General features: G+C 69.2%; 1 protein-coding gene. It reads right to left on the bottom strand.

Annotation, left to right across the window (positions count from 1 at the left end):
• Positions 1-201, bottom strand: a 201-nt coding sequence (locus tag HW452_RS17825; protein WP_224107364.1) for a hypothetical protein, incomplete at both ends; no start/stop codon positions are given.

Below are 201 nucleotides of genomic sequence, written 5' to 3'. Positions count from 1 at the left end.
GCAGCAAGGCGCTGTCACCCACGGTGGCGGTGTTGTTAGCCGTTAGCCCTTGTGCGTCGGTCACGGTCACGTTCACCGCCGGCAGGTTGCCGCCGCCGTTGACGTGGGCCGCGCCCGCGTCGGTCAGGGTGACCGTGCCGGTGATCGCGTCGATGGCGTAGTAGCCGTCGGCGTTGCTGCCCTCGGTCAGGCTGTAGCGCA

The organism is Vreelandella aquamarina, from assembly GCF_020075495.1.
Classification (GTDB): Bacteria; Pseudomonadota; Gammaproteobacteria; order Pseudomonadales; family Halomonadaceae; genus Vreelandella; species Vreelandella aquamarina_A.
The sequence above is the reverse complement of the archived record's forward strand: the minus strand, read 5'-3'. Positions and strand labels throughout refer to the sequence as shown.